The organism is Pseudomonas sp. GV085 (assembly GCF_003050925.1).
Classification (GTDB): domain Bacteria; phylum Pseudomonadota; class Gammaproteobacteria; order Pseudomonadales; family Pseudomonadaceae; genus Aquipseudomonas.
Genome location: NZ_QAOV01000006.1, coordinates 344,817 through 365,181 on the forward strand (window position 1 = coordinate 344,817; position 20,365 = coordinate 365,181).

Annotated in this window: 18 protein-coding genes; 1 reads left to right on the forward strand and 17 read right to left on the reverse strand. The window is 56.8% G+C overall.

The annotated features are described in order from the left end of the window. Positions 1-71: 71 nt before the first annotated feature. The 16 genes from C8K63_RS15755 to C8K63_RS15830 all read right to left on the reverse strand — a co-directional run bounded on the left by C8K63_RS15755 (position 72) and on the right by C8K63_RS15830 (position 17,134). Entirely contained in the window at positions 72-1,328 is a 1,257-nt protein-coding gene (locus tag C8K63_RS15755) for an FAD/NAD(P)-binding oxidoreductase (RefSeq protein WP_108217547.1), read from the reverse strand. Further along, positions 1,325-1,561, reverse strand: coding sequence for a 2Fe-2S iron-sulfur cluster-binding protein (locus tag C8K63_RS15760; protein ID WP_108217548.1), 237 nt, complete (start codon positions 1,559-1,561; stop codon positions 1,325-1,327). Before C8K63_RS15760 ends, C8K63_RS15755 begins: the two co-directional genes overlap by 4 nt. Continuing rightward, a complete protein-coding gene (locus C8K63_RS15765; protein ID WP_108217549.1) occupies positions 1,554-2,669 on the reverse strand; it encodes an FAD-binding oxidoreductase in 1,116 nt (371 codons plus the stop codon). Before C8K63_RS15765 ends, C8K63_RS15760 begins: the two co-directional genes overlap by 8 nt. Then, positions 2,666-3,598 (reverse strand): 4-hydroxyproline epimerase, encoded by a 933-nt coding sequence (locus tag C8K63_RS15770; protein WP_108217550.1) that lies wholly within the window; start codon positions 3,596-3,598, stop codon positions 2,666-2,668. Before C8K63_RS15770 ends, C8K63_RS15765 begins: the two co-directional genes overlap by 4 nt. A 114-nt stretch (positions 3,599-3,712) precedes the next feature. Then, positions 3,713-4,384, reverse strand: coding sequence for a GntR family transcriptional regulator (locus tag C8K63_RS15775; RefSeq protein WP_108217551.1), 672 nt, complete (start codon positions 4,382-4,384; stop codon positions 3,713-3,715). Positions 4,385-5,188: 804 nt separating this feature from the next. Further along, positions 5,189-6,661, reverse strand: a complete 1,473-nt coding sequence (locus tag C8K63_RS15780; protein ID WP_108217552.1) for an amino acid permease — start codon at positions 6,659-6,661, stop codon at positions 5,189-5,191. 44 nt (positions 6,662-6,705) lie between these two features. Continuing rightward, positions 6,706-7,482 carry an SDR family NAD(P)-dependent oxidoreductase gene (locus tag C8K63_RS15785; protein WP_108217553.1) on the reverse strand — a complete coding sequence of 259 codons (777 nt, stop codon included), beginning with the start codon at positions 7,480-7,482 and terminating at the stop codon, positions 6,706-6,708. Between the two features lie 207 nt (positions 7,483-7,689). Then, complete coding sequence (locus C8K63_RS15790; RefSeq protein WP_158273946.1) at positions 7,690-8,346, reverse strand: FadR/GntR family transcriptional regulator; 657 nt, start codon at positions 8,344-8,346, stop codon at positions 7,690-7,692. Between the two features lie 48 nt (positions 8,347-8,394). Continuing rightward, on the reverse strand, positions 8,395-9,171 hold the full coding sequence (locus C8K63_RS15795) for an SDR family NAD(P)-dependent oxidoreductase (protein WP_108217555.1): 777 nt from the start codon (positions 9,169-9,171) through the stop codon (positions 8,395-8,397). Positions 9,172-9,358: 187 nt separating this feature from the next. Then, a complete protein-coding gene (locus C8K63_RS15800; RefSeq protein ID WP_108217556.1) occupies positions 9,359-10,066 on the reverse strand; it encodes a dimethylsulfonioproprionate lyase family protein in 708 nt (235 codons plus the stop codon). 140 nt (positions 10,067-10,206) lie between these two features. Continuing rightward, positions 10,207-11,358, reverse strand: a complete 1,152-nt coding sequence (locus C8K63_RS15805) for an MFS transporter (protein ID WP_108217557.1) — start codon at positions 11,356-11,358, stop codon at positions 10,207-10,209. 92 nt (positions 11,359-11,450) lie between these two features. After that, positions 11,451-12,485, reverse strand: a complete 1,035-nt coding sequence (locus C8K63_RS15810) for a GlxA family transcriptional regulator (protein ID WP_108217558.1) — start codon at positions 12,483-12,485, stop codon at positions 11,451-11,453. 48 nt (positions 12,486-12,533) lie between these two features. Further along, positions 12,534-13,883, reverse strand: coding sequence for an MmgE/PrpD family protein (locus C8K63_RS15815; protein WP_108217559.1), 1,350 nt, complete (start codon positions 13,881-13,883; stop codon positions 12,534-12,536). An 87-nt stretch (positions 13,884-13,970) separates the two neighbouring features. Continuing rightward, on the reverse strand, positions 13,971-15,014 hold the full coding sequence (proX, locus tag C8K63_RS15820) for a glycine betaine/L-proline ABC transporter substrate-binding protein ProX (RefSeq protein ID WP_177413300.1): 1,044 nt from the start codon (positions 15,012-15,014) through the stop codon (positions 13,971-13,973). 69 nt (positions 15,015-15,083) lie between these two features. Next, positions 15,084-16,049, reverse strand: a complete 966-nt coding sequence (gene proW, locus C8K63_RS15825; protein ID WP_256594954.1) for a glycine betaine/L-proline ABC transporter permease ProW — start codon at positions 16,047-16,049, stop codon at positions 15,084-15,086. 47 nt (positions 16,050-16,096) lie between these two features. Beyond that, complete coding sequence (locus C8K63_RS15830; RefSeq protein WP_108217561.1) at positions 16,097-17,134, reverse strand: glycine betaine/L-proline ABC transporter ATP-binding protein; 1,038 nt, start codon at positions 17,132-17,134, stop codon at positions 16,097-16,099. Between the two features lie 449 nt (positions 17,135-17,583). Here C8K63_RS15830 and C8K63_RS15835 point away from each other — a divergent pair, with 449 nt between their 5' ends. Further along, positions 17,584-18,537, forward strand: a complete 954-nt coding sequence (locus tag C8K63_RS15835) for a LysR family transcriptional regulator (RefSeq protein ID WP_056724831.1) — start codon at positions 17,584-17,586, stop codon at positions 18,535-18,537. A 114-nt stretch (positions 18,538-18,651) separates the two neighbouring features. On the opposite strand, the gene C8K63_RS15840 is transcribed toward C8K63_RS15835, so the two are convergent. Next, complete coding sequence (locus C8K63_RS15840) at positions 18,652-19,887, reverse strand: aromatic ring-hydroxylating dioxygenase subunit alpha (RefSeq protein ID WP_108217562.1); 1,236 nt, start codon at positions 19,885-19,887, stop codon at positions 18,652-18,654. Positions 19,888-20,365 lie beyond the last annotated feature (478 nt).

The window sequence follows — 20,365 nt, forward strand, 5'->3', positions numbered from 1 at the left end:
GCCGGGGGACTGAGGGTGACCCCCGGGATCATAGAGACTCGGCAGCGTGGCCGAAACCCCTGGCGTGGTCATCACGCTGGCGGGGTATCGTCCAGGGACATCAAGGTTTCGATCCGCGCCGGGCTGAAGGGGGGGCGCGGTGCTGAGGGCTGCCAACCAAACAAATGCTGCACTGCGCCGCCACACACCCGGCCCTGGCAGGCGCCCATGCCGCAGCGACTGGCGAGTTTGGCTTCGCGCCAGTCAGAGTGACCGGTCAATGCCGCGTAGGGCACGTCTTCGCAGCGGCAAACGAGGGTGTCGGGTTGGGCCAGGGACTTGAGTCGCGGGTCAAGGGCGAACGCGCTGTTCAGCGCCTTGGCGAAACCCTGCCAGCGCGCCCGGCGCGGCCACAATTGCCTGGCGGCTTGCAGATTGCCGACCGCAGCGTGGCCGGCAATCGCACCTTCCACCAAGGCCAGCTCACTGCCGCCGAACCCTGTGCATTCGCCCGCCGCATAATGATCGGCGCGGTTGCTGGCCTGCCAGGCATCCACCGCGATGGCTTGATCTTCGATGGCGCAACCCAGTGCCTGACCCAACTGGATATTCGCAATCAACCCGAAACCACAGGCCAGCCGGTCACATTCCAACTCAACGATGTTGCCCTGTTGTTGCAGGCGCACGCCTTCCACTCGGTCGGTGCCAAGCGCCGCCAATACGTGGGTGGCGGTGCGGTAGTGGTGGTCGAACAGGCTGAACGATTGCAGCCATTTGCCGGGCCAGCGCGGCAGTTGCGCGGCGAAACCGGCGACGGCGCTGCGGCTGGCTTGTTCGGCGATGCGTTGCACTTGCGCGCCATGCTGTTTGGCGGTGGCGGCACTGGCCAGTAACAGCGGGCCGCTGCCGGCGATCACCACGCGCTCGTTCTGCACCGGCAAACCGGCCTTGATCAGTGCCTGCAAACCACCGGCACCGGTGACACCCGGCAGGGTCCAGCCGGGGAAGGGCAGCAGCAATTCACGGGCGCCGGTGCACAGAATCAGTTTGTCGTAGCTGATCAACCAGCCATGGTCGTCATCTTCCACCAGCAGTTGTTTCGCGCCGGGGGCGGCGATCACCCGAGTACCGGCGTGATGGCGGATGTTGTCGCACGACGCCAGACGCTCGCGCAGGCGCCGGGCCGGACCTGGCACGTTGGCTTGAGGTCCGTCGCGCCAGATTTGCCCGCCCGGCAGCGGGTTGTCGTCGAGCATGACAATGCGGGCGCCGCTGGGGGCGGCGGCAAGGGCGGCGCTCATCCCGGCAGGGCCCGCGCCAATGATCAACAGATCAGCATATTCATTCATGGGCGGGTCTCCACCTGCATGCCGTTACGGCACAGGGTCTGGCAAGCCAGGCGACGCCGGCCATCGATGGTCACCCGGCATTCCTGACAAATGCCCATGCCGCACAGCGGCGCACGGCGCTGACCGCTGACCGAGGTGCGCGCGCAGCCGTCACTGGCCAACGCCAGGGCCGCGGCGACGCTGGTGCCTTCGGCGACTTTCAGGGCGTGGCCGTCCAGCAACAATTCAGGCATAGACCGGTTCTCCGAGAAAGCGCTGGGGCAGATAAGGTTGTACGGCCAGTGGCGGGGTTTCGTTGAACAGTTGCGCCACCAGTAGATCGGCGGTGCCGGGGGCGGTGGTTACGCCCAGACCTTCGTGACCGACTGCCAGCCACAAGCCTTGCCGTTGTGGATGTTGGCCCACCAGCGGCAAGCCGTCGGGGCTGGCGGCGCGAAAACCGGTCCAGGCACGGATGCCGTTGAGCCGGGCCAGCCCCGGCATGTACTCGGCGGCACGCTTGAGCATTTTCGCGAGCATCCAGCCTTCGACCTGCGGGTCGGTGGTGCCGAATTGCCGCGAGGCGCCAATGAACAGTTGCCCGGTGGGGCGCGGCTGGATATTGCAGGCGGTCGACGGCCCCGTGGCGTTGTGGGCACTGGTGACGTAACCCAGTTCCACCAGCGTATGGGTGACGCTGCCGGGGTAGCGGTCAGTGATCAGCAAGTGGCCTTTTTTCGGCTCGATGGGCAATTCCGGGCACAGCTCGTTGGCTTGAATACCGTTGGCCAACACCACGGCATCGGCACTCAACCAGTGACCATCATCGAGGCAGACGCGGTTGCCATCGACCGCACTGACCCGTGCCCGGCGCTGGCGGATGTTCGGTGTTTCGAGCATCCATCCGGCCGTCGCCGGGGCGTATAGAATGCCGTCACCATTGATCAGCAAGCCGCCTTCCAGTCCTTCTCTCAGTTCCGGTTCGCGCTGGCGCAGGGCACTGGCGCCGATCAGTTCGCAAGCCACGCCCTGGGCTTGCAGGTTCAGGAATTTGCTGTGGGCCACCGCCATTTCTTCGGCATTCGCCGCCAGCCACAGCGTGCCGTTGCAGCGGTAGGCACAGCTATCGGGCAGGTCCGCGCCCAGTTCGCGCCAGCGCTGCAACGAATATTGACTCAGGGCCAGTTCGGCGGGGTTGTCGTCGAGTACCAGCAAGTGGCCCATGCCGGCGGCCGTGGCGCCGTGCAGGCCGGCGTCCAGCACCAGCACCTGCAAGCCGCGACGGGCCAGCGCCTGGGCACAGGCGGCGCCGATAATGCCGGCGCCGATCACGATCACATCGGCCACCAGGCCCTCGTTCATGGGCGGATGCCCCAGGCGAACGGGTCGTCCTGTTCGATGATCAGGCTCGCCTCGGCACTGATGAACGCGCGACCACGAATGGTCGGCACGATGCGCTCATCCTGCAGTTCGTAGGATCCCTCGAACTCGCTGCCGATGACGCTGGCCTGGCGCCAGATCTGCCCCGGTTGCAACTTGTCGTCGGCCGCCAGGCATGCCAGTTTGGCACTGGTGCCGGTGCCGCAGGGCGAACGGTCATAGGCTTTGCCGGGGCAGAGCACGAAGTTGCGGCTGTCGGCGTGATCGTCATCGGCGAACAACTCGACGTGATCGATCAAGCCGCCGTCTTCACCGCGAATGCCTTGGGCTTCCAGTGCTTGCTGCACGGCGAAGGTGTAAGCGGTCAGCGCTTCGAGGTTGTCGCCGGCCACCCGCAGGCCATGCTCGGCGATCAGGAAAAACCAGTTGCCGCCCCAAGCGATATCACCGACTACCTGGCCGATGCCCGGCACCTGCACCGCCAGCGCCTTGCGATAACGGTAGGCCGGCACGTTGCGCACGCTCACCGAATGGTCCTCGTGCAGGGTTGCCTGCACCGTGCCCACCGGCGTTTCGATGCTGTGCACGCCGGGGCCGATCTTGCCCAGGTGCGCCAACGACGCCACCAGGCCGATGGTGCCGTGGCCGCACATACCCAGATAACCGGTGTTGTTGAAGAAAATCACCCCGGCACAGGCGCCTGGGTCCACCGGCGTGCAGAGCAGGGCGCCCACCAGTACGTCACTGCCCCGTGGTTCCAGCACGCAGGCGGCGCGCCATTGATCATGCTGTTGGGCTAATACTTTGCGCCGTTCGGCCATGCTGCCGGTGCCCAGATCAGGAAAGCCGGCGGTCACCAGGCGGGTCGGTTCGCCGCCGGTGTGGGAGTCGATCACTGAGATGCGTTTCATGGGAGGGCCACGTCCATTCGGTTGAGTGAACGCAAGAGTGGCCCGTGTGGCGGGGTGTCGGCTTGATGGATTTAGTCTGTGTCGATGACGAAATCGGCACAGCATCCGCAGCTGTCAGTGGGTGTGGGGCAGGTGCTCGAACAGGGTCGTGCAGACGCCGGCAATGTGCTCGTCCAGAAGCTTCACCGCCAGGTCCACATCCCCGGCACGGCAGGCCGCCAGGATCTCGCGGTGTTCGTGATCGGCCCGTTCCTTACCGGCCGACAAGCTCATCTGCATGCGTAGATAACGCTCTAGCTTGTCGTTGACCGAACGGATCAGACTCACCAGAAACGGTCGCTGCGCCGGCTCGTACAGGCAGGAATGCAGCTCCCAGTTGAGCTCGGCCCAGCGCCCCACGTCGTCCTCGCCGATGAACTCCTGACAGATGCGCTCGGCACGGGCGAAGGTCTCTTCGGTCATGTTCGGAATGGCCAGGCGTAGAATCTTGTCCTCCAGCAACATCCGCACTTCGAACATCTGCGCCAGTTCCGCATCGGAAACACGCGTGACCATCGCCCCGCGATTGCGCTGGAACATCACCAACCCTTCGGCCTCCAGCCGCTTGAGGGCTTCGCGCACCGGGATCTTGCTGACATTGAACTGGCGGGCAATGTCGTCCTGGCGGATCGGCTCATCCTCGGCAAAATGCCCGGCGACAATCGCATCCCGCAGGTGGCGGGTGATGATTTCCGAAGTCGAAGGCGTGTTACCAAGGTCGGGTGCGTTGAGTTTGGTCAGTTTCACGGCGGCGGTCGTTTGGAATGAGATAGCGCTAGGGTATACGAAATTCTTTTACTGATCTTCCCCGGTTCGACGTGGATGCACCCGATGTCGGTCATGCAACCCGCGACAACAAATCGGGCATCTGCCAAGGCGCCCGTTTTCATTCAGGCCTGCGCCGAGCCCACTTCACCGTTTGCCATGGTTTTACGCTGGACGGATTGGGCCGGTGCATAGCCGATCAGGCAGCCAATCTGGCTCTGTCAGTGACCTAACGCGAGCGTCACTGAGTTTAGGTCTAGGAGGGCTCTCATGGTCCGCACTCATGGTTGGGGGGCATCCTTTTTTGAGAAGGAGAAAGCTGCCCAAAATATGGTTCTTCACGGAGTTCCGGGGAACACATATAACGAAATATCTGTAGGGGCTGCCGAACCTTTGGCAGCTCCTACATGGGTCCGCTGCGACCGTCATTTTGCGCGTATACGCAAAACCCGTAGGAGCTGCCGCAGGCTGCGATCTTTTGACTTTTAATGCCTGCGCAACCACTCGATAAACAGCGCAAATGCTCACGATAGCGGTGGGGATATGGTTGCTTTTGCCCTGGCGCACGTAAAAAAAGCGTGGGCACGCTCCATTTGTAGGAGCTGGCTCGCCAGCGATGGTCGATAACGATAACGCGTGTGAACCGGATAAACGCGGCGTACTTGAGTCCATCGCCAGCAAGCTGGCACCTACAGTTTCCCGGGATTGCGTGAAGAACCAAAAAAAAGCCGGGGTCGGTTGCCCGAGCCCCGCGCTGTCAATCGATGCAATACCTGCGTTATAGCCTCAAATACTCGGGCTGGACTGCCCCTGCAGGGGCTCTTTGGGCATGTTGAGCATCAGCATCTGAATCAGCCCCAACGCAACGATGACGACAATCGAAACCAGGATCAGGTAGTTGCTCAGCCATCCTGCTTCCGGCGTGCGCGGCCACATCAGGTTGATGATGGAGGCAATGCCGAAAACCAGCGCAATCACTTTAACCACAAGGCCCGCAGATCCCAGCTTGAAATCCCCATCGGCACGCCACCCGCGAAGACTGGCCAGCAACGATGCGATCACTACCATCTGGAAGGACACATAGACGCCGGTTGTTGCGAAGCTGATGATTTGAGTGGCTGCGTTACTGGACACGAAACCAATCGACAATATCAGGATGGTCAATGTGGCAGTGACCCAGAGGGCAGTGATAGGCAGGCGACGAGGACCTTTAAGCGTGCCTAGCAGACTGGCCCCGACAATCATCTTGTCCCGACCCAGGGAGAAAAGCAGTCGGCTGGTAGACGCAATCACCGAGGTGACCGCACTGATAACCACGGCCAGCAGGCAGACCAGCGTTATCTTCATTCCCACCGGGCCCATGACTTGCAGAACCGCAGCGCCTGCCGGGTCGGCCAAGGTTCCATCCACTGCGCTTTGCATGTCCGGCAGTGCGAACAACAAGCCCAAGGTCATCAGCAGTGCAGAACCACCGCCGCAGATGATGGTCATCAACATTGCACGAGGTACTGCTTTCGAGGCACCACTGACTTCTTCGGCCAAGTCCCCACAGGCTTCGAATCCGTAGAAAATCCAGACGCCGATCAGGCTCGCGAAGAACAGTGCAGAGGTGTAGTTACCTTCGCCACGACCGAAGCTGTCCAACAGCACCGACACCGGTTGCACGTGACCAAATACCAGCATGTATCCGCCACAGATGGCCAGCCCGATCAAACCTGCCCACACTCCGATTTCAGTGGTGCGAGCCAGTATCCTGGTGCCTGCGAAGTTAGCCAGAATGGCGATCAGCGCAATGGAAATACCGGCTATGGCGTTGAATTCCGGTGATGGCTGCACACCCAGAAGTACCGACAGAAAGGGTGCGCCGCCGGCCGAGATGCCAGCGCCTGTGCCAATCAGTGCAAACAGGTAGATCCAGGCCGTCAGGAACCCCCAGCGTTGTCCGCCCAAGCGTCGGGCCCATTGGTAGATGCCGCCGGCGATTGGATAAGCGGAGGCGGCCTCGGCGAAAACCAGGCAAACGAACAGCTGGCCCAGCAAAACGACAAGCATGGTCCAGAAGAAGGGCGGGCCCACGGCGACCAATGCGGTAGCAAAGAGCGCGAACATCCCCGCCATGGGGCTCATGTAGGAATAGCCCAGCGAAAAGTCGGCAAACAGCCCGAGTACGCGATTGAATTCGGGACGATAACCCAAGGCCAGAAGGCGGGCGTCCTCACTTGCGTCTTTCCCTGAACTGGTTTCAGTGTGCTTTGACATTTTGAACTCCCCTCATTTTTTATAATGCCGTGGGCGAAGCTGATTCAGCCTTTCGAAGCCCAACCGTTGTCGACATAGAGAGCGGCGCCGTTGACGAAGCTGGCTTCATCGGACAATAAAAAAAGTGCCGCGGCGGCCGCTTCTTCGGCCTCGCAGATTCGGACTTGGGTGGCTGACAAGCCGGCTTCTTCCCAGGTTTGGCCTTGGGCATCGAGTTGGTCGAGTTCACGCAAGCCGTGGGCAGTGCGCACAAAACCTGGACAAATGGCATTGCAGCGAATGCCATGTTCGCGGTATTCCGCAGAGATCGAGCGGGCCAATTGCAGCACGGCGCCCTTGGTCATGCAGTACGCACTCTCCAGAGCGAAACCCTTTTCCCCGCCGATCGACGACGTAATCACGATGCTGCCTTTGCCTCTTTTCAGCATCCCTGGCAGCACCGCTTTGCAGGTAACAAAGGCGGATCGGGTATTGATCGCCATCAAGCTGTCATATTCTTCGAGCGTGGTTTCATGAAGTGCTTTAACGACGATGGTGCCCGCATGATTGAAGAGGGCGTCGATCCAGCCCAACGCTGAGGTAGCCGCCTCGATGGCCGCAATGAGTTTCGGCGCATCACTCACGTCTGCCTGGAAAAACGTTGCCCGCCCGCCCAGAGCGTTGATCGTTTCGGCTACCTCCATGCCAGCAACCGGATCCCGGTCGATGATGGCGAGGTTCGCCCCCTGTTTTGCAAACAGCATGGCTGCTGCTCGGCCAATACCTCCTGCGCCCCCGGTGATAAGTACGTTTTGATTGTCCAATCTGGGTTTGTTTGCCATCTAGCGCATGCCTCTGTTGTTATAAGTTCTGGTCTAAAGGTATTTAATAAATACCAATAGACCACGGCGAAAAAAGGCTGTCAAACGCCGTCAGTAGCCATGTCGCGATCAGGTATCCAAGGCTGCTGCACCTACCTGGTGCGGCAGTGCAAGAGACTGAATATAAAAGGAAATTATGGGGAAACGCTAAAAGTGCGTCGTTGCCGCTCAGGCAAAACCGACAATGTCACGAAGACGGATTCGATCCGTTGTGATGAGCTCGCGTGCTGCTCGTTCGGCTTCGTCGCCTTGCCGATTTCGGATGGATTCGAGCAACAGCTGAGCCGCTTCGATGTTCAAGTTGCGCTTGCTGCGATCCTGCGTTAAGTCCGGAAGCACGAAAAGCGCAACCAGGGCGTCTTCGATTGACTTGTACAGAAGCGGATTGTGCGATGCGGCGCCAAGCGCCAGATGAAACATCGACTCGGCACGGCGCAGGGTGGCGGAGTTGTCTGCGCACTTTATCGAGCTGAAGGCCGATTCAAGCGCTGCGATATCCGTGGGGGTGCGGCGCACGGCAGCATGGCGAGCGGCCTGAGGCTCATTGGCTTCTCGAAACTCCAGAACCCGCATCACCATGGATGGATCTCGACTGATGCGTCGAGAGGACAACTCTCGCAGCGCGTCGATCTCGTTAAGGAAGACACCCCCGCGCGCGCCTCGGCGCACCACAAAGTAGTCTTCGGTTTCCATGACCCGCAGTGCTTCGCGCAGCGTCACCCGAGACACGCCCAATTGAATGGCGAGAGCCCGTTCGGGTGGCAACTGCTCACCCGGGAGCAGCAGCCCGAGATGAACATGGCGGCGCAGTGCTTCGACGGTCAATCCGTAGGCTGATTGCTGTTCGACTGGTTGAAGACCCCAAAGCATCTGTCAAACCGCCGTAAACGTATTGTCCACGAAAATTTCAGCGCCGTTGATGAAGCTGGATTCTTCACTGGCCAGGAACAAGGCGACATTGGCAACTTCTTCAGGTTCGCAGATTCTGCCCTGCATGATGTTCACATCCTGTTCGGAAGCAAAAATGCCATAAGCGCGCAATTGGGCAATTTCATGCTCGCCATGGCGCGTGCGAACAAAGCTTGGGCAAATTGTGTTGCTGCGAATGCCCTTGTCGCGGTATTCGACCGCAATCGCCCGGGCCAATTGGTGCATGGCGGACTTCGAGGCGCAGTACAGGGATTCAAGGTGAGTGGCAGCGCGCACGGCAGAGGAACTGGTGCTGATAAGAACGCCGTAACCCCGTTTCAGCATGCCCGGCAGCACAAGTCGGGTCATGAGGAATGCGCTTTTGGCGTTGTTCTCCATCATCTCGTCCCACTCCTCGATGCTGAATTCAAGGAAAGGTTTCACGATGATGATGCCGGCATGATTGAACAGAATATCGATGCAGCCGAACTGCTCGATCGTGGCTTTTACGGCGAACTCCGCTTCATCGGCTTTGGACACATCGGCGCAAACGAAGAACGCGCTAAACCCTTGCGAGTTAAGTTCCTGTTCCAGCTTGCGACCGGCTTCCACATCGCGATCGACAATGGACACCTTGGCAGATTCGCGCGCAAACAATCGGGCAGAGGCTGCCCCTGCGCCGTTGGCGCCGCCAGAGATAATTGCTACGCGACCGGCGAGTCGACCTTGAGGGGAGGGCATGCATCACCGCCTTGGAGGATGGAGCGAGCCATGGTACGCGCGGGCTGATAGACGATCAATACAAGCTTGGGTTACCTCGGGCTTTCGAGCTGCATGGCGTTTAGGACGACGTCAAAGGGATGCATGGTGATCTCGGACGATTGGTTATAAATCCCATACTCCAGGCGACAGCGTCATGAATGCTGAATTACGACCGCTCTGATCGTCCGCCAGGGAACACCAGATCCGCTGAAGTTTTGCGTTCACGAATGGGCTGTGACAACTCGTTTATCAGTCCCCATAGTGCTAGCAGCGGCTTGTGGGTAGACCTCATTGAATGGACCGCCGATGACGGGTTGAACACCACACCGCCAGGCCCCGGACTCCACCATCCGACATCTTCCCGGTACCAATCGCCTTCTGATAAAACGACGTAGAACTCTGCAGGGGGATGCGTATGGAACGGGTAGCACACGTTGGGCGCCATCACAGCCAGACCCACTGTCATCGTTGAGCATTCGAACAGAGCGCCTTCTCCGAGAATCAATGCATGCCGATGTTTTTCTTCAAAGCCGGCATCATCCCCTTCAGTAGCGAATCGCTTTATCCAACGGCTATTGCGTAGAAGGGGTTCAAGCGCTGTTAGCAGAGTCTTGAAGTCACGCTCAATTCTGGGCGCGTCAGACAACGCCTGTGAGACCGTGGAGTGCAAGGACGAGGGCAGGGGATTGCCCTTGAAGGGAGGCAGGCCGACGTTCAAGTGGGCATCAGCCAAGGAGCGAACACAGGCTTCAGTATCCCCGCCGTCGATCCCGCAAAGTGGGGACTGACGGGCAAGGATTCGCAGGAGTGCCTCCCGCATGATGACTCCATGCATCAGGAGTTCTTGCTCCGACACATTGCAGTTGAATTGCATAGCCCTTTACCTCTCGAATAGACAGCGCGGGTCGCCGTGGGAAACGCCTTTGATTTACCAAGGCTTGGGCACCTTACTCACGGCCAGCGAGCAGCTCTTTCATACAGGGTGTTTCCCTTGCCGCGCTAGAAAAGATTCGGTTAATTGCGAAGCAATCGAGCTGTTGCACTGACAAAAACCAGCAGAACAATCAGGCCGCCCAGAGCGAATGACAAGGTGCTTAGATGGGCGACCGCCCCAATGAATACGGGACCTATCAGAATGCCCGCGTAGCCCATCGAGATGACAGCGGGGATGGCTACCGCCTGTGACATTCGTTGTTGCCGGCCTACAGCGGTAAAGATCACCGGGACAATGTTCGAGCAGCCAGCCCCGACCAGGGCGTAGCCGACCAGGGACGCGGGCCAGCCATCGATTCCAAGCGACACGAGCATGCCTGCGGCTGCGCAGAGCCCGCCTAGCGCAACTACGCGCACGCCGCCCAGCTTGCTGACGATGGCGTCTCCCGTCAGGCGGCCCACCGTCATTGCAGTGGCGAAGGATGCGTAGCCCAAGCCGGCGATGCTCGGCTCTAACCCTCGGTTCGAGACAAGGAAGACCGCGCTCCAGTCAAGCATTGCACCTTCAGTGAGGAAGACGATGAAACAGAGCGTCCCTAAAAACAGCACGATACCCCTGGGCACCGCGAACAATGGCCCGCCCCGTTCAGTGCCATAAGTCAGCAAAGCAGGTGCGGCCTTGTAAAGTGCTCCCAAAACGGTGGCAACGATGCAGAGCGCAGCCATCAGTGGATCCAGGCCGAAGGTCAGCAGAGCGGTCATCGCCCCGGCGCCCAATATACCTCCGACGCTGTAAAGGCCATGGAAGCCGGACTGAAGTGCCTGCCCGCTGTTTTTCTCGACGATGACGGACTGTATGTTCATGGCGCAATCAAGCATGCCCATGCTGGCACCGAAGACAATGACCGCTATGACCAGGCCTGGTAGCCACGCCACGGTGCTCAACAACGCAAGAGCGGCACACAAGACAATCGTCGCCCAGATGACGACCGGTCGGCATCCATAGTGCGCAGTGAGGTATCCAGCGAAGGGCATAGCCACAATAGATCCGCCGCCAAGGCCGAGAAGCAGCAACCCCAAGCCACCGTCGTCCAAGCCTGCGCGGGCTTTGACCAATGGAACCAGAGGCGCCCAAGCGGACATGAGCAAGCCCGCGATGAGGAAGGCAATGCGTGTAGACATCCGCTCGCTATAGTTAGCCGTGGGTATCAGCACTGGAGATGGAGCATTCATAATTCCTGGTAATCCTTATCGATGATGCTAGCCATCATTTGCTCGGCTTAGATTTTGCCGGTTTTTTTTGGGGGGGGGGGCGCTTCGGGAAACTAACGCCTGCGCTCATACGTCGCTCTATAGCTGCTTGGCGCTACGCCAAAGAAGTCACGAAAGCGCATATGGAAGTTGGCGAAACTGCAAAAGCCGGTCGCGATCGCGATATCGGTGATCGGCCGGTTGCTCTGCAGAATAAGCTGACGCGCTCGAGTCAAGCGCAGTTCCAGGTAGTAACGGGTAGGGGTGGCGCCAACGAAACGGCAGAAACGGCGCTCCAATTGTCGGCGGGAAATGTTCACGCATTCGGCCAGTTCGTCGATGGATAGCGGCTCTTCGATGTTCTTTTGCATAAGCTCTAAAGCGAGCTTCAGGGTTTGTGGCAAGGTGGGGTCAGAGTCAACGATGACAGTCGATATCCCAGAGACTTCAGGGGTTTGATCGCAACTGAGTATTTCCTCGACAGCATGGGTCAGCGACACGCCTTGTTTAGCGGTGATGAGTTCCAGCATCATGCGCAACGAACTACTGGCGCCGGCGCACGTGATGCGATTTCTATCTATTACGTGAGTTCGGCAAGAGACCAGGACTTTGGGGAAAACATCCTCCATCATCGCTCGCCCATCTGGATGGAAGGCACACTCGACACCGTCCATTAACTGCGCTTCCGCCAGGAAAAATGCGCCGTTCCACAAACCGCCCATGGTCGCACCAAGAGAGGCGACGTTACGTAGCTTGCGCCGTAATATCGGATCGCTGATCAACTTCACCCGTAAACCACCCGCGACGATGAGAACGTCGATACGATCTGGCAATTGGGATAACTCCAGGTCTGCTGAAATTGCAATTCCCAGATCGCTCATGACCAGACGGCTTTTGATACCAACGGTTAACACTTCGAATGCCGGTGTCTCGCTGATCAGGTTGGCGGTCACCAGCGCATCGATAGCGCCGGTGAACGACATCATCGAGAAATTGTTCAAAAGCACGAAAGCTACACGAGTCACCGCCTGCGGCTTCAATGGTTTCTCAGCCGTATAGGAGTACCCCATGTTCTTGTCTTTAAGCACGCTCTCGAAGACGAATGACATAAACCCTCTTTGACACCTGAACGAATAGCCAAGAAACCATTGCCGGATCTAGACAGTGGTTTTTGCAGCGGACAGCAACAAATCAAGGAATGATTGGCAGTCACCACTGTCAGGCAATGCTTCAACACTGTTCTTGATTGCATTGCTGAGCGTGGTTCCCAAGCTGTCATCAGCCAGCAGATGGTATTTAGCAGTGAGTTCGTCATTCGACATAGGATTGCCGGGGTCGCCCTTGGCTGTCGCGGTTGGACTCGTAAGACGAGTGCCGTCTTTCAGGGTAACCGTGACGCGGGACAGAATTTCCTCCGGGAATCTGGCGGACAGGTCAGGTGCCTCATGCAGGGTTATTTTCTCGCTGATGCTCAAGATGTCCGGCGCATGAATGGAATCCCCGGTAACTTCGTCAGGGCCCAGCTTTCCGCGAACGATCAAGGCGGCCAGTGGGAACGCTAGCGCATACTGGGCCTCGTCCGCATTCTTCGGAAAATGCCCTTGCAAGCACACAGACTCGTGGAATGTCTCGACATCGATGGTCTCGATCAACTCGGCAGTGATGACTGGATGCGCTCGCATCAAATCGGTCATGGCCGTGAGTGCCGGTTGCGCCCAGCGACATACCGGCCACGGTTTGAAATATTGCTCGTCGATCTCCCAGCGGGTTCCGATGTCCTGCCAGAAAGTGGAGATCTCCAAAGGTTCAACGGTGGCGGCTGGAGCGCCAGTGACACCTGTCTGTGCCATCAGTAGTGCGTTCAGTCCGGCATACGCTCCTGCGCCGTGGGCATCACGCAACATCGTCGGAAAACTCACCAGGCGCATCATCGGGCACCTCGGGCCAAAGTATTCCGCGATCCCCAGCGCATGACGGAACGTCGTTTCATCAAGCTTCAGCAGGCGGGCACCGGCGCAAACGACCCCGATTCCGGAAAATGCACCTGAAGCATGATATTCCGGGGCAGTGGCCATCAATGCCTGACCCGCACGCAAGGCCGTCTCATAACCAATGCACAGTGCGCTGAGGAACTCCTCGCCGCTGATGTCTTTGCCCTGACTGCGATACGCGTCTACCAATGCAACAATGGCCGGGACTACGGTTGCACCCGCGTGCCCCTTGGAGGTGAAGTGACCTTCGTGTGCGTCCAGGCTATCAACGCTGAAGCCGCCTGCATAAGCGGCGCCCAATGGATGTACGGCTCTGCCGTCGAACCAAAGGCGGCTGGACAGCTTGTTGGCAGAGTAGTGGGTGTCAGCGTAGGTTTTGAGCATCACGCTGGTTTGATTGTCACGAGCACCGGCAGCCACACCAATGATGTCGAGCAGGCAAGTTTTAACCAACTCGCGTGTATGCAGGGGCGCGTCCTTGTAACTGAAATTCTGGACGAATGAATACAACTGCATTTCATGATTCCTGAATGATGAACACCGAAACGGGAAAAAAAGTTGCCCGGCGAAGGGCAACCTTTTATGCAAAGTTATAAGAAGAGACTAGTTCTTTGCGGTGGCGGTATTTGCCGCGGCGCGTGCGTCTGCCAGCCAGCTGTCGTATTTCGCGCGATGGGCCGCGATCCATTCTTTGGCGTGCCGGGTAATATCAGCTGCACTTTTTTCACCGTTGTGCATTTTCAGATTTTGCGCGCTTTCATCGTCGGTAGTGATCTGCATGTCAGACAGAAACTTCACCGCAGCCGGATTTTTCTCGGCAAACTCTTTATTGATTACCGCTTTGACACTGTCTACCGCGAAACCAAGGTTTTTACCATTGAAGGTAGTGTTGACATCGTTTTTGCCACCGGGAAGATCCGTACGTGGCACGGTTAACCACACAACATCTTTACCTTCGACCAGAACACCGGAGATCCATTGAGGTACCCAAGTGTAATAGAGAATCGGCTTGCCTTCTTTATAACGAGCAATGGTGTCGGCCATCAGGGCAAAATAGGAGCCCTGGTTATTTGTGACAGTTTTTTCCAGGCCATAGGCTTTCATATGGTGGGCAATGATCAACTCACAGCCCCAGCCGGGGTTGCAACCTGTCAGGTCGGCTTTACCGTCGCCATTACTATCGAACAGCTTGGCGATCTCTGGTTTTTTCAAATCATCGATAGAGGTGATGTGATACTCGTCAGCCGTTTTCTTATCGATCATGTAGCCCTGTAGTACGCCCGGCATAATAGCGCCGGTTTTCACCATCGTCTCATCGCCGCCGGCCTTCTCGTAGAAAGATTTGTGTAGCTCCTCCCACAGATGAACCGAGAAATCAGCGTCACCATTGGAAATTGCAATCATCATGGTGGAGTACTCGGTTTCCTTGGGAGTCTCAACGTCGTAGCCCAATTCCTTGAGGCCCGCCATTGCAATCTCTCCGCGGAATCGCTCTTCGGCAATTGACGGGAAAATTGGGGTGATCGATACCCCTTTCCCGGGCTCCTGCGCCGTGGCGGCTGATGCGAAAACAGGGGAAACCGCTAGTACTAAAAGCGCCACAGAGTGAATGAATTTCTGTTTTATTCCGAATGTTGTGAAGTTCATTATCGATTGCCTTGGCTGGATTAAAGAAGTTGGCATTTCTTTCGGTTCACGACGCACCGCTTAGCGGAGTTAACTCTCTTTGGGACTGACTTTTATTTGCGTAGCAGCGTTTTTTTTCTTCAGGCGATAAATGACACCGGCCGGGCCTGTCTGGTACCAGTGCTCACCTTTGGTTGCCCTGTTACTGCGTTCGCCCATTGCCTGGGTCAGTCGGTCGAGGAAAATCGCCAGCAATACCAGCCCCAATCCACCGACGGTTGCCAAGCCCATATCAAGGCGGCCGATCCCGCGAAGTACCATCATCCCCAACCCGCCAACCGAAATCATTGATGCGATCACCACCATGGAAAGTGACAACATCAATGCCTGATTCAGACCCGCCATGATCGTCGGTGCAGCTAAAGGAAGTTGAACCCGCCTCAGCATCTGGCGTGGGGTGCATCCGAAAGCCCGGGCTGCTTCAACCTTGTCTTCCGGTACCTGGCGAATTCCCAGATTGGTGAGCCTGACCAGTGGTGCTACCGAAAAGATGATCGTGACCAGTACCCCCGGTACGTTGCCGATACCAAACAGCATCACCACGGGTACCAGATAAACAAAAGCAGGCAGTGTTTGCATTGCATCGAGCACCGGCCGCAGAAGCATCTCAAGCCGGTCACTCCGGGCACACAGGACGCCCAGCGGTATGCCAATAACTGCACAGAAAAACAGTGAAGTGAGTACCAGGGCGAGGGTGATCATGGCGTCATTCCATACGCCGATCACTCCTAAGAGGGTGAGGGTGACGAAACAAAGTATGCCTATCTTTTTCCCTCCTATCTGCCAGCCGAAGAGCGTTGCAATAATAATGAATATTGACGGAGGAATAGCCAACAATCCGAACTGGATGCCATTAAGTACCTGGTCGATTGGCCACCTGATCGAGCGAAATACCTCGCGGAAATTATGAACCAGAAAATTCAGGGCAACTTCTACCCATTGGCCCAAAGGGACGTTGATGGATTGAAATGGGTCTAGAAAATTGAATTCGTTCATGTCATTACCTGAATGTCCTTGCCTGGCAAGCCAGCAAATAGAGCCTATTAGTGTCGGCTCATTGTCTGAAGCAGTAGGCTCTTGGAGATCGTGCCTTTGAACACACCCTGGCGATCCAGCACGGCAACCGGATTAACGGCATCAGCAACGATGTGAAAGACGTCCTGCAGGAGTACATCGTCGCGCAGCGTAGGCGTGGATTGATCCACGGCGTACGGATGTTCTGCACAAATCCTGGCAACATCGCCAGCCTTCAGGATCTTCGAAGCATCGAAACCTTTGAAGAAAGCCCTGACGTAATCGTTCACCGGGTTGCAAAGCAGCTCTTGCGGGGTACCGATCTGTACTACCCGGCCACCCTCCATGATCGCAATGCGATGGCCGATGCGAATCGCCTCGTCAATGTCATGGGAGATGAAGATGATGGTGCGATGCTGTTCTGCCTGCAGGCGGATCAGTTCGCCCTGCATTTCGTGGCGAATCAACGGGTCGAGTGCCGAGAAGGCTTCGTCCATCAGCAGGATGGCGGGATCATTGGCCAGCGCTCGGGCCAGGCCTACTCGCTGTTGCATACCGCCGGACAGTTGGTGCGGATAGCTGTAGGCGTGGCCATCGAGCCCCACCTGTTTGAGTGCCTCGAGTGCACGTTTATGCCGTTCACTTTCCTCGACACCCGAGATTTCCAGACCGAAAGCAACGTTGTCGATCACACTCATGTGTGGCATCAGAGCAAACGACTGAAACACCATACTCATGTCTTTGCGACGAACGCTGAGGAGATCAGCATCCGACAGACCGGTAATTTCCTGTCCGTTAAGATGGATCGTTCCGGAGGTTGGCTCGATCAGTCGATTGAACAAGCGGACCATCGTCGACTTCCCGGAACCGGAAAGCCCCATGATGACGAAAATCTCTCCACGTTTTACGGAGAAACTGGCATCAAAAACGCCAACGACTTGACCGGTTTTGCTGAAGATTTCATTCTTGTCAGCACCGCGAGCCAGCATCTCCATCGCGAGCTTCGGCTGAGGGCCAAAGACTTTGTAAATGTTTTTTACCGAGAGTATCTCGTCACCAAGACTCATAACCCCTCCTGCTGCAATTACGATGTAAGACCAAGAATTCAGGTGTACGTGTCTTGATCAGTTCAGACGGTGCTTGTGGGGGCAGTCAAGCTGGGAGAAAGGTTGGGAAATAGTCATTGTGACCATCCTCTTTATTATGTGATGTTTATTATTTTTGTTTTATCGGCGCTGAATTAAGCAGTACCGTTGAGAACCAAGTTATTACCTAATAGAGTCAGCGTCTAACAACATTTATTCCAGCCAATCAATAACGTCATGTTATCAATAATTTAATTATGTCCATTTGCGACTGTGACAGCGCCAGTTGCGCAGACGACTGCGGCTGGCCCTGTCTTAGGCCCTGCGTTTGAGCTACGCTCCAGCGTAGGCTCTAGGTGGAACCCTCTCGCCGATCTCGTCCCTAATGGCCCTCCGAAGGGCCCCGAACCGGATATTCAATACTCTAGGTTATGGTTAAGCACATCGATCCAGACATGACGCTGCTGAAAATGCCGTCTCTGAAAGCAGTGAAGTCATTCGTAGCCGCCGCAAAATATCAGAGCTTTACGCGTGCGGCAGAAGCACTGTGCGTAACTCAAGCGGCAATCAGCCGTCAGATTCGGGAACTTGAGGCGTACCTTGGGGTGGATCTCTTCAAGAGAGTGGGGCGAGCAGTCGAGTTGACGGAAGCTGGAACCATCTTTTTTGATGCGGCACAGATATCTTTCGTCAACATTTCCCAGGCGGCGGAGCGCATTCGTACCAACAATGCAGGCAAGCGCACGTTGACGCTTTGCTGTTCTCCCGCGTTTTCAGCCCTCTGGCTCGCAGCGAAGCTGCCGGGGTTTTTTACCAAAAACGCAGATATCGACCTCAATCTGGTCACCACTCAAAACTTTTTGTCGATGGAGCCGGGTGTAACTCCGGACATCTTCATCACAAAAATGGCCAGGATTCAGGATGGCTACCGCAGTTATCCGTTGTTTCATGACGTCATCTACCCGGTGTGCACTCCTCGTTACAAAGAGGAGCACCCTGAGCTGTCCAGCCTGGAGGCACTGCGCGACGGGGTTTTGCTAAACCTCAGTCCCTATGGCAGATCCCAGGTAGCGGAGCACGTTGACTGGGGCGTTTGGCTGGCTTATCACGATGTCGATATCGAGAAACGTCCCCACGACAGCCCTCACGTTTTCAACGCGAACGACTACAACCTGGTAATCAGCATGGTGTTGACCCACCAGGGTGTAGCCCTCGGATGGAATCACCTTGTTGCAAACCTGATCGAAAACGGCACGCTGATTCGGCCGATCGAAGAGGAAGTGGTTCTCCATGAAAGTCAGCACTATCTGACATTTCGTGAAGACCGGATCAATGACGACGCCTGTTGCCGGCTACGCGACTGGATTCTCGCCCAGTTTTCCTGAGCTGTTTAGAAGACAGGAGCACTGACTGAGCAGTGACTCGGGGTGCGAGGAGGGGAGAAGTTTGGGTGTGCCGGTGGTGATCATTCGTGGTTCTCACCACCGGCAGTGTTGCACTTAGCCGACAGATCTCAACGGGATCGTGTCATTGAGCTGCTCAAGCATCGTTTTGCAGTACCAGTCATCAAACTGGCACACACCGATTTCGCTAGCCACCGACAACGGGCCCGGCTCGTAAGCAGGGGAGCTGACGCCGACCTGTGCGCCTTCCACCAAGGTGCGATCCTGGTCATTGGTTGCAAGCCAAACCTTGGTCAGGCGATCGATGTCGTAGTCGACACCTTCCTGCGCGTCCTTCTTGACGATCCATTTTGTAGTGACCAACGTCTCGCCCGGACCGATGGGCAGAACGCGGAAGCTCAGCGCGTGATCGCCCAGAAAGTGGTTCCAGGTTGATGGGTAGTTGAAATAAAGCAGCGCACCGATGTTGGCTTCACCGGTTGTGTCCAAGCGGCCGGCAACCGCAGGCTTGCCATCCATTGTGTAGCTGACGGCCCCGGAAAAAAGGGGGATGCGCGTCATGCGGAAGCGACCGTCTTCGTCCATGACCAATCGGCTGGGCAGGCCTGCCGCTTCGCAGCGATCCCAGTGCTCTTTGAGTTCGAGATCCTCGTCGCCGCCAGCGCCACCCACTGATGGGTTGTCGACGAATGAGTGCATCAATTCCGGGTGAGTAAAATCACAGTGGTAGCACTCGCGGTTGTTCTCGAAAACCAGTTTCCAGTTGCCTTTCTCGATGATGTTCGACTCAAACGCGACTTTGCAGTCGTCCAGGTTATGAGGCGTAACGAAAGGCGTCAGAGATTTTCTGAATGACGAAAAGTCAGGAGCCACATCAGCGACGCACACATAGATGTAGGTTTCAACGACCTCACAATGCACGGTTTTCAACCCATGCTGAGACTTGTCGAAATCGTCCCCCATGTTCCCGGCGAAAAGCAGTCTGCCGTCCAGCTCGAAGGTCCATTTGTGGTAAGGGCATACCAGCTTGGCGACCTTGCCGCTAGCTTGCGGGCACACCTTGGAGCCGCGATGACGACAAGCGTTGTGGAATGCACGAATCTGCTTGTCTGCGCCACGGACGATCGCGACAGGGTAATCGCCGATTTGCAGCGACAGGTACTGACCCGTCTTCTCCAGCTCAAATGTGTGCCCTGCGAAGATCCAGCTTTTGTGCCAGATCTGTTCCAGATCCTGCCGGTAAACATCTGGGTCGCTATAGAGGGCACCTGGCAGCGCGTGGTCAGGCTTGCGCTGCGCGATTAGATTTGAAACTGCCGATTTAGTGCTCACGGTCAACAAACTCCAAAATACCAAAGGGACGACAAAAGACCATTGTTTGCATCAATCTCGATATTGGGTAACGCCATTTCGCCGGTAAAATATCGCTGTTGTAAAGACTACGTCTGCAATCACACCCCAACAAGAAACTTTTACGCTTATCAATGCATAAACAAATGTTATCGATCGATAGCGTAGCTTTAAGATGTTATCCGTAACTAATTGAATTTAAAGGATAAATATTTTTCGATTCTGTGCGCTATATCGCTTTAAAGATGTCTACGCGAGGAAGACACGCTATTGACCACTCTGTTGCCCCATGCCAGTCTGGATTCAACAGCTAACGGTACTTAGTCAGTAAAACAACCTCTGGCGATCTCGTGTTTGAGCATTGGCAACTGTCCCGTGAAAACATGGGGATTTTTATCGTGTTCAAGGCATCAAGGCTGGCGCACTCATTGATCTTCCATCTAACTCGCATTCGGAGCAT